The sequence below is a fragment of the Bacteroides faecis MAJ27 genome (assembly GCF_900106755.1).
In the GTDB taxonomy this organism is placed as follows: domain Bacteria; phylum Bacteroidota; class Bacteroidia; order Bacteroidales; family Bacteroidaceae; genus Bacteroides; species Bacteroides faecis.
This window is the reverse complement of the sequence record NZ_FNNN01000054.1, coordinates 1-9,876: the sequence shown is the minus strand read 5'-3', so window position 1 is coordinate 9,876 and position 9,876 is coordinate 1. Positions and strand designations below refer to the sequence as shown.

The window sequence follows — 9,876 nt, the reverse complement described above, 5'->3', positions numbered from 1 at the left end:
TTGCTTACCTTCATATCTTTTACGTTTTATAATTCACACGCAAAGGTATGAAGAACTATTATGGTCTAGGATACGGGGTTTACTGATTGCTTACATTCAAGCAGAAGTCCAAACTTCTTGAATATCTTTATCGGCACGTTTGCGATTACAATCTCAACCGTATGAATATCGAGGCGAATACCGACAGCATATTAAGACGGCAGAATGAGATACTTGCAAAAATTAATGAGTTGAAAAATCCAGTGACCATTATTCCACCCAATATCAATGGGATGTTTATACGTGGCTATTATATTAAGTTACGATATGTCGTGGCCTTCGTGGTCGTTATTATGATATGGGCTGTTGCTGCTTCTGTTAGTAGTATGAAGTATAAGGAAGAATCCTTTGCTCATTATTCTATGTATCGGGCGGTGAGGGAACAGCATCAGTACTTGATGGGAAAAATAGGACTAGAGCCCCAAAAGAATACGGAATAGTCCTTGGAGAAAATAAGCAACGGCTTTTTACTATTGCTCCTTTCTTCCATAAGTTACTTCTGGTTCTGCCACCATAGGTGTATTATTTATATCAGGTAAGTCGTATGTTCTTATTTTCCTGTCTTCAAGGAAAATATGATTCAAAGTATAAGCCAATGATTCAAGTGTTTGTATGCGGACTTTAGGTTTTAGTTGACATTCCCAAACTGTAATACAATGCCAGCCCATAGCAGCAAGTTGGCATTGTTCTTTTTTATCACGCTCTTTGTTTCGCTCTATTTTCTTTTGCCAAAAGTCAATGTTTGTTTTAGGTAGGCGAAAGTATCTGCAATTATCATGACCATGCCAAAAGCAGCCGTTCACAAAAATAACTGTTCGATATTTGCGAAGTACCAAATCAGGATGTCCGGGCAGGCGTGGATGGTTTAGCCGATAGCGGAAGCCACGGCTAAAAAGGAACTTGCGAACCAGTAATTCAGGTTTTGTATCCCTCCCTTTTATAGCGGACATACAACGGTGGCGTTGTTCTCTATTCAGCACATCAGCCATATCGTTTATTTGAGTTGTTCTTTACAGTCTTTATACAGTTGAATTAAATGATATATAGACATATCTATGAGAGGCTCAAACATAAAACTGTTTATATGAATTAGTTCAGGGGTCATCATATTAACACGCTCTATAATATCATAATGAGCATCTTTCGGACAGGCTTTTTTAAATAGACCTGTCCACTTCCCTGTTTGACTACCTATTATAGCTAAATCTTCTTCACTTTTACCTTTTGCTATCATTTTGTCGTACATATAATTTTCCGCCAAGTGTCTTATGGCAATAGATAAGCACACTTTATTTTCAATTAGCACTTGATTAGGATTGGCTTCGGTTATGATGCTATCTGCGGTTTGCATAATCAAGTCGTAAATTTTATCTGCTGATTTAGGGCGTTTCATACCTTTACCTTGTGTAAAATCAGTCATAATATTTATCAACTGCTCAATTGTTATAGTTCGTGTATTTGCTTTTTTATGAAGGCATTCTGTTAATGTTTTGTAATCATCATTTTCCCCTTTAGTATATTCTATCAGATTTCTAACAAAAGGAATCATGCTTATAAATATTTTATCATCATTATCATGCTCGATAAAAGCATTAGTATATATATTACCTTTATACTGACCTTGGTTGATGATTACCTTTCCATTAGCTAAGCGTTCTGCCATCCATAGATTTGGTTGGAATAGACTAAGACGGGACGACAATGTTCTATAGAAATCATAGTTATGAGTCAACACGAGCATATAGAACTTATTGCTATTGTCTGCAGCAATGTCTTTAATATATTCTACTATCGCATATTTGTTTTGATAATCAAATGAATCAGCTATATCATCCATAACTAAAATTGTATCATGATCCATAGTCTTACGTGCTTCCATTTCAAAGAGAAATTGCAGGATAATGAAAGCGCGTTTTTCGCCTCGACTAAGGATTTTCTCCAGCACGTCTTTCTCCACAGTTGTTTCTGTACTTGAAGTTTCAACGTAAGAAAACTGTAGTTTCGCTGCTTCTTGTTTTAGTATAATATCCTTTTGATTGGCTATAGAAACTTTTATTGGTACATGAAAACGTGCATTATAAAGGGCTATAATTTGTTTCCATCTTTCTTGCTGCGAGCTGGCCTCTTCTAAGACTTGCTGTAGTGCCTCTTTATTTTCATTATAAACTTGTATATAAGCATCAAACAGAGGTTTTATCTCATTGTCTGATAAATACCCTAACCAAACTTTTTTTCGGAATACTTCGTAGTTGATGATTTCAGGTATCCATTCAGGATGATTGTTCAAAACAGATTTAAAACCTCTCAATTCGACATTTTTGTCAATTGCTTTTGTGATTTTATCAAAAGCTTTCTTTAAATTTTCATCCTTTAAAAGACGTTGTTGTTCACTATTAATAAGTTCTTGCAACTCTGTCTCGGACGATAATTCCGTATCGTCCTGAAGTACAATTTTATGATTAACACCGAAAAATGAACCATCAGAAACATACTGTTGTAATTGCGTAACATGATACGTTCCAAATGTATGACCGGCCACAGTTCGGAATAGTTTGGAATTCCCTAAAAGTCTATTGTAATTGTCGATATATATATTCAGGTTATCTTTATTAGATTCTATAAATTTCTTAACATTCTCTTTGGTGTCAAATACATCATTATACTTAAATTCAAACTTTGGTAAACCTGATTTGACTTCACTGTTTAAACGCTCAAGTATGCTAAAGATAGTGTCTGCATCATTTTGTTTGAAAGTACCGAATATCTCTTTTTCACAGTCGGAACTTAAAGAGGCACTTTTTAATTTACTTATTAGGAGTTCCTTCTTCTCTGACAATTGTTGATATATAGAATCATACCTGTTTTTTAATTCTGAGCTTGCAAGGAAATTCACAAACGACTTTGAACAATCAATATCATCATCTCCATTAACTACGAATATATTTTCCTTAGACACATCTAAACCGTCCACTTTTAGGATGAAACTCGATTTGTCTTTATCGTGTAGCTTGTCACATGGTTTCTCTTTGGACTGCCCTGATAAATAGCGCATAGTTTTAGCAAAAGATGTTTTCATTGAACCATTTGGAGCATAGATTAAATGTATTTGTTTACCAGGAGTAAACTTGAATTCTTGGTTGAGCTCCTTAATACCATAACAATTTCTCCAATCAATTTTTATTTTTTGTATCATAAATTGCAATAATAGGATTTTGTATTTATGTAAATATCTATTTGTTAACTGTATAATATGCCATTACATTTGTTAGTGAAAGATAGCTATGACTCATTTACTATCAACCACTTTTCTGTCTCGTCAAATGTAGTGTCAATAAAAGTATAATTAATCATCTTATGAGTATCTATCTGTCGATAATCTTCAAATAGCTTACGGCTGAAACGCAATTCGAATGCTAAACGCATATCATCTGTTATATCTTCACCTTCGGCTTGTTTTGCCTCTTTACTCGTTATGGTTCTTATACGGATAATTTCATATAAATCACGAACACCTTCACCTTTTATATAAGGTACAAAGTAATGAAGGTCATGCAATGAAATGGTTGTCGGGAACTTTGGTCCTGTATAGTACAAAGTGGCATTACCGTCAAGGAAACTTTGTGTATATCCGGGTCGTGAACTATTCCCAACCAAACCTACAAGAAGGCGATTAGGTACTTGCAATAACGCGCCCTTTTGTGGTATTACTTTCGATATGGTTTCATGTGACTTATTTTGAATAAGTTCTTCTATGAATTGCTCTAAAAGTAGTCGGTTATGAATATCCTTGGGACGAAGTGGGAATGCTCCAATATTTACCTCATCTATAGTTTTACGGAACTTAGATACGGCAACATCAGTTGGCTCACCATCACCAGGAAACAGGATATAACCACCTATCACTTCTTTTTTCAAAGCATCCGATTGACAATCTTTATAATAAATGGCATCACGGTATCTGTGCATCTGGTTGATTGCATCTTCGGGGGGAACATCTACTCCATTTCTATCCTTTCCATCAATACGGTATTTTGCATCAAACAGGTAAGTCATTTTCATTCCTTCTTGCAAATCGTTTTTGGTAAGTTGCAACACAATATCCGGTTTTTGAGGCACAGTTGGTACTACCAAATCAGTTATACCGACAGAGTTATTTTCATGTTCTGAACTCTTTGGATTATAGATTAGTTCCGCCAGTTCCACATTATCTTTTTTAAAAAGAATACGCGAATGTTCTCCTTTGCCTAAATCCCATGTAAACAGACCATTCATTTCCATGCGGTTTCTGTGGTCTATATCTTCATCAGATAAGTGCAGATTTTCTTTTACTATATGGCTTACTTCTATGAAACACCAGATTTCATAAAGCGTTGCAATATCTTTGGTCTGCAAGCGATATATGCCATCATTTAGTGAATAAGAGCGTTGGAGTAGGCTCCATGTACGATATACCTGACTATATCCGGTAGCCTTTTGTAAGGCCAAGCTTTCTTGATTCATACCTTTGTAATTTCCTACAGTGCGGAAAAAGGGATTTCGTTGTAGATGTTTCAGTGTCGTTAACGTGGCTTGCATATCGTCCTTCATTACATCAGAGGCATTCTTCACAGCTTCTATACGCTTCTTCAAGACCTCATATTTGTCGGTAATTTGTCTAAGCGCAAATTTCAAGAACCTGTTTTCCTGCGTATCGTTTGTCCAAACATGTTCCTCTACACGGTATAAATGAGCACAGTCATTTCTGTGTTCTGCCAATTCGTTTTCTATGTAAGAGGGGATAAATGTCAGCTTGTCAGCACATTTGTAGGTATCCTTTCCATGTAATCGATGCCGTGGGCGGTCAATGATGTTTTTACAAGCCTTTATGAATTTCTGTTGCTCATTGGCAAATACGCTCCACCAGATTATTTCCGGAGTATCTCCGCTTGTATCGGGCGAAAAGCCATGAAAGGTTCTTCGCATATAATCAAGTGAAAGCATTCTGTACTCCTGTTCAATATCCTCGATAATGGTTTTCCAATGCTCGTGATAGTTGAGCTTTGTGCTTAACACTTCAAAGGAGAAGACAAACCTACGGGTCTCTGTCCCCACTTGATATATGAGCTGTATTTCACTTCGCCCAACCTCATTGCCATAATTCAAGAAACCGGCTAATATCTGTCTGCGAAAAGTAAATTTCTCATTCTCATTTTGAAGAATGGAACCGAACTGTGCTTTTTTTACATAGTCCTTGAATTCAATCCAAATAGGGTAATCGATATTGTCAAAAAATATAGCAGGGGCTTGTTGGCTGTTCTCAATCGTAACTCTTTCTCCGATATGGTTTAGAATAACAGATACTACTCCCTCTGACCAAGAGTAAGTAGAGTGTAAGCCTTCTTCTCCCACATTGCTCTTAGTCTTGCGCCAAATGTCATCGAACTTTGTACATTCGACAATCATTTCAAAATCCTGATGTCTTATGGTAAGCAGTTCCATCGTCTCTTGCAGATGTCTGATAGTTTTTAGCTCCAGAAACTTGTATAACCGGATGACAGTCGTCCTTGCATTTCTTTCAGTTTGGATATGGAAACAGACTCTATTTTCTTATCTTCTCCAGTCAATGCCAACAACTGCGTTTCGATAGTGGTAATCAACTTTTCAAGAAGTGAGTGCTTGACTTTTGTGTCGTCTCCTTCAATACGCGACAATATTTTCATGCTTGTTATTTCATCCAATGCTGTTGCTATAACTTCATCCTCACTGAGCTCATTTCCGTTTTCATCCATGTTGTATGGCAAATTGTTTACCACATAAAGTAAGAATTCGTTTCGCGTACGGTAGGCGATTTTGAATGGTGTGCCATTTAGGACATCATTCACAGCTTGCAAGTAGGTTAGCGCCTTGTTGCAAACCTCCTCATTATCGGCATAGACATCCACGCCTTCTACGGCTGTACCGATAAGCATATCGCTGTTTAATTTACCAATACGCTCATATTTGCTGTCCAATCCGGCATACAAATCCACTTCATTCATTTCTATGGTCATTGCGCGATCGAGTACCTTTCGGGAAAAAGAGAAGGTTGTTTCATCCATATTAACTGTGCCGATAATTATGAAGTTTTGAGGTATGCAAATGCCTTCTTCATTGAATCTCATTCTAATGTCTTCAACTGTGGTCAATGATGCGGTTAAATTGAAATACCATTCTTCATCTACCTTCTCAAGTATTGGATCTGTTGTTACGTTTCCGCCTTCATGGCTCTTGCGAGATTCGATTACGCTCAGATATTCTGCAAAATATTGTTCTACAGGGGCAAGATTCATTTCGTCTAAACAGAGGAAATAGGGTATGTCTGGATTTTCCCAAGCTCGTGCAATAAACTTTAAGAAATGGCCTACCACATACGTTGGTTTCCCACTAACACGACTGATATACCCCATTAATTCAGTGGAATCATGCCAATTGGGTTTCACCTGAATCATTTCAAAATTTTTAGGTTTATGAGCATTATACTCTGTGGAGCCTTTATTCCAACAAGCACGAGCTAGTTCACGAACAATACGGCTCTTGCCTGTACCGGAAATACCGGCTAGTAACAGGAAAGGTTTGGACTTGATAGCGGTGATATAGGGACGGTAGTTAGAACTTTTTTTGTAGTTAATACAATCTATGCTGTTATTAGACTTTACGGTATTGCCATAAAGAGACAGGTAGTCTGATTGTAAGATAAGAACATAGTCTGTAATCTCCAGCCCAGCATATAACGTTTGAACAAAAGGGCCACGGCTTATTTCGCCAGGAGAAGCTACAACGCTTCCTTTTTTTGCATCAATATTTTCCTTAGACACATCGACACCGATAGCATTCAGTTCTGATTTGAGTACAGCCTCAGAATACAAGGAATCCGTAAACACAGTTTCTTTGGTACGAGTGTTGAAACTACTTGAAATGATGTTCAATGGAATATTGAATTCTTTTGCAAACCTTTGGAGAACATCTTCCTTGGTCACATTGTCTTCAAAAGAATTTCTTCTGTATGCCCAAATTGCTACATCATAGATATTAGGGAGGTGCTTTCCTTGGTCGTTAAAATATTTATCCCATTTGTTCGAGAATACAATATGCAATGTACGTCCACTGTTATATTTCTTTTTTGTTTGACTTAAATTGAATATATCTTCAAGGAAGTTTGATACTTCGTCAAGATCAACCTCATAAGGTACTGAAGGGCAAACTCTATTCTTGCATCCTTTTAGCAAAGCCAAATAGCCCCATGACTTATTGGTCATGCAATCTTGAAAGCCTTTGTAGGCCTCAACGACAGACTTTACATTTATGTATTTCATTTTTCAAGAGTTTTTTCGTAAGTTTTAATCATATTATTCATTATCTTTACGATAATTGGCACACTGACAGAGTTTCCTAACTGTTTATATGCTTGGGCATCGGACACAGGGAATACAAAGTCGTCTGGGAAGCCTTGAATTCTTTTAGATTCAAGTACAGACAGCTTTCTGCGAATATCCCAAAGTTTTGGAGTCCTATTAGCTATAATTGTAGAAGCATATGTGTCAAGACAAGAATAGAATGCCTCTTGAATCTGCGTTTTAGCTGGATCCCCAACATGAAATCGTAAAGAGCCGTCTGTCTTTTGAAAAGAAAAAACACCATATTTTCCTTTTTTTGTATTTGGCTTATATTTCGAGTTGTCATGTTGGATTCTATCGCCAGGTTTGGCGTTTGCAAAATGATAATCTATTCTGTCTAATTCAAATTTAGAAATAGCCAAAGATGGGTTCCTGTCATTCATTTCTATGATGTCACGTAATACAGGATGTCCTTTTATGGGCTTAGGCCATTCAAAATCGACATCGGTTCTAAAGGCTACACAATACCATCTTTCCCGTTTCTGAGGAAGACCATAATCTAAGGAAGATAAAATAGTCCAATGTGGGTAGTAACCAAGTTTTTTTAGAGTGTCCAGAACAGTCTGAAGCGTTTTCCCTTTATCGTGGGATTTCAAACCTTTTACATTCTCAAGAAATACCATTGGAGGTTTATGGTATTCTAGAATTCGACATACGTCAAAAAAAAGTGTACCTCTTACTTCATCATTAAAACCTTGTTTTTCTCCTGCATAACTAAATGGTTGACATGGAAACCCAGCTGTTAAGATGTCAAATTTTGGAATGTCTTTTTCATCAACAGCCTTTATATCTCCCGTCGGTACTTCATGGAAATTCGCCTCATAGGTTTGTTGTGCAAACTTATCATTATCAGATGAGAATACACACTCCACCTGACTGCTGTTCATGGCAAGTCGAAAACCGCCTATACCACAAAACAAATCTATTCCTTTATATTTTTTCTTCATTGATGTCTGTCCTCTTTCACTTAGTGTTTTTAATTGACCATAATAAATCCTTGGTGTCCACTTCAAGGACTTTTGCTATTTCAACCAATGTCTCTAAGTTCGGTTGCATGGTATTTGTACACCATTTTGAAACAGTACCCGGATCTTTTCCTAACTGTTCTGCCAACCATTTATTGGTGCGTTTTTTTTCTGCGAGCACCACCTTTAGCCGATTTATATCTTTACTCATATAACTTATTATTGTAGATGTTTGAAATACAAAGTTAACCATTCTTTTTGAACTTTCATCCTATAATAGGATTTATGGAATAAAAACATGTTGGAAAACAGCTTTATATTGGATTATATTTCAATTTTAAAAAAGCTTGTTGACTGTGGCTTCCTATAAAAAAGAGTATCTGATATAGTTGCATGTACTTTATTTATGTCATTCTGTAGATTGGCTAAAAGATATTTTTCCTGATGTATAATATTCAGCAAGAAAAATTGTATCTTTACAAATGTAAAAAGTGGTTTGTGACATTAATTTGTTGCCGAATATGAATAATGCTAACATAGAGTATGAAAAATTTGCCCAAGAGGTTTATCAAGAATTAGTAAACGCTGATGTTGTAAAAAGTACTGAAGTCAGGCATGATATAAAGATTCTTGGTAAATCAGGGCAGAAACATCAAATAGATGTGTATTGGGAGTATGAAATAGCAGGAGTATTACACAAAGTTGCTATTGAGTGCAAAAATTATAATAAGCCTGTTCCCGTCAGCAAGGTTCGTGATTTTTATGGTATTTTATCGGATTTAAATAATGTATCTGGAATTATGGTTACAAAGATTGGTTATCAGGAAGGGGCTAAAAAAATTGGCAACCATTATGGTATAAGCCTAAAAGAATTAAGAACACCTAATCAAGGAGAGGCCATTATTGCAGAAGTAAAAACTTGTATAAACGTATCAATCAGACATTGTCTTTTTGAGGTAGATGAAATTTGGGCGAAAGAAAACGGTTTAGATCTTCAAGCATATAGAGAACGATTAGATTGTCTAAACTTTCCTCCAAAAGAGAAATGGCTTCATTCCATTTATATTCCTTTGCAAGTTAAAGGTGGGAAAATCTGTAATGCAAAAGGAGAAATTATAGACACATTGGATAATTTGGAAAATCAGTTGCAGCCTGATAAAGACCGTGTTTTTTCTTTGGAAGATTCTTATGTAGATACCCCTTGGGGCTTAGTAAAGATTAGAGCTATAAAATATGAGTGTGAACAAAAAAACAAAACCATAAATATGTCTATTGATGCTCAAGAGTTTATAAAGGCAATTTTAAAGGATGCCTTGAATGGGGAAATTAAATTAATTGCCAAACGCTAGTGTTTCGGTTTTAATGGGCACTGTCCACCATTTTGTGTAAATAGAAAACTTCAGGATTCGGGTTTTATACTTGAATCCTGTTTTCAAATATAGTAATAAATTGGTTAAATA

7 protein-coding genes and 1 pseudogene are annotated in these 9,876 nt (G+C 36.1%); 2 read left to right on the top strand and 6 right to left on the bottom strand.

Translation table 11 applies throughout. The features are described 5' to 3' along the window. Positions 1 to 95 precede the first annotated feature (95 nt). Positions 96 to 479: pseudogene (locus BLW31_RS23335) on the top strand (hypothetical protein); the annotation flags it as partial. Positions 480 to 509: 30 nt separating this feature from the next. On the opposite strand, the gene BLW31_RS23330 reads toward BLW31_RS23335, so the two are convergent. The 6 genes from BLW31_RS23330 to BLW31_RS23305 all read right to left on the bottom strand — a co-directional run bounded on the left by BLW31_RS23330 (position 510) and on the right by BLW31_RS23305 (position 8,627). Beyond that, positions 510 to 1,028 carry a very short patch repair endonuclease gene (locus tag BLW31_RS23330; protein WP_010537272.1) on the bottom strand — a complete coding sequence of 173 codons (519 nt, stop codon included), beginning with the start codon at positions 1,026 to 1,028 and terminating at the stop codon, positions 510 to 512. A 5-nt stretch (positions 1,029 to 1,033) separates the two neighbouring features. Then, positions 1,034 to 3,232 carry an ATP-binding protein gene (locus tag BLW31_RS23325; protein ID WP_010537273.1) on the bottom strand — a complete coding sequence of 733 codons (2,199 nt, stop codon included), beginning with the start codon at positions 3,230 to 3,232 and terminating at the stop codon, positions 1,034 to 1,036. Between the two features lie 86 nt (positions 3,233 to 3,318). After that, the gene (locus tag BLW31_RS23320; RefSeq protein ID WP_010537274.1) at positions 3,319 to 5,517 is read right to left on the bottom strand and encodes a DUF2357 domain-containing protein; all 2,199 of its coding nucleotides are present in this window, start codon (positions 5,515 to 5,517) and stop codon (positions 3,319 to 3,321) included. A 26-nt stretch (positions 5,518 to 5,543) separates the two neighbouring features. Continuing rightward, a complete protein-coding gene (locus BLW31_RS23315) occupies positions 5,544 to 7,370 on the bottom strand; it encodes an McrB family protein (protein WP_010537275.1) in 1,827 nt (608 codons plus the stop codon). Then, positions 7,367 to 8,398, bottom strand: coding sequence for a DNA cytosine methyltransferase (locus BLW31_RS23310; protein ID WP_010537276.1), 1,032 nt, complete (start codon positions 8,396 to 8,398; stop codon positions 7,367 to 7,369). Before BLW31_RS23310 ends, BLW31_RS23315 begins: the two co-directional genes overlap by 4 nt. Before the next feature lie 16 nt (positions 8,399 to 8,414). Next, a complete protein-coding gene (locus BLW31_RS23305; RefSeq protein WP_029425434.1) occupies positions 8,415 to 8,627 on the bottom strand; it encodes a helix-turn-helix transcriptional regulator in 213 nt (70 codons plus the stop codon). A 310-nt stretch (positions 8,628 to 8,937) separates the two neighbouring features. Here BLW31_RS23305 and BLW31_RS23300 point away from each other — a divergent pair, with 310 nt between their 5' ends. Next, the gene (locus BLW31_RS23300) at positions 8,938 to 9,765 is read left to right on the top strand and encodes a restriction endonuclease (RefSeq protein WP_032836881.1); all 828 of its coding nucleotides are present in this window, start codon (positions 8,938 to 8,940) and stop codon (positions 9,763 to 9,765) included. Positions 9,766 to 9,876: the final 111 nt, after the last annotated feature.

Bases quoted from the DNA above. Each gene is read 5' to 3' on its own strand.
- BLW31_RS23320 (WP_010537274.1), bottom strand. From the start codon at position 5,517: ATGGAACTGCTTACCATAAGACATCAGGATTTTGAAATGATTGTCGAA.
- BLW31_RS23315 (WP_010537275.1), bottom strand. From the start codon at position 7,370: ATGAAATACATAAATGTAAAGTCTGTCGTTGAGGCCTACAAAGGCTTT.
- BLW31_RS23325 (WP_010537273.1), bottom strand. From the start codon at position 3,232: ATGATACAAAAAATAAAAATTGATTGGAGAAATTGTTATGGTATTAAG.
- BLW31_RS23305 (WP_029425434.1), bottom strand. From the start codon at position 8,627: ATGAGTAAAGATATAAATCGGCTAAAGGTGGTGCTCGCAGAAAAAAAA.
- BLW31_RS23300 (WP_032836881.1), top strand. From the start codon at position 8,938: ATGAATAATGCTAACATAGAGTATGAAAAATTTGCCCAAGAGGTTTAT.
- BLW31_RS23330 (WP_010537272.1), bottom strand. From the start codon at position 1,028: ATGGCTGATGTGCTGAATAGAGAACAACGCCACCGTTGTATGTCCGCT.
- BLW31_RS23310 (WP_010537276.1), bottom strand. From the start codon at position 8,398: ATGAAGAAAAAATATAAAGGAATAGATTTGTTTTGTGGTATAGGCGGT.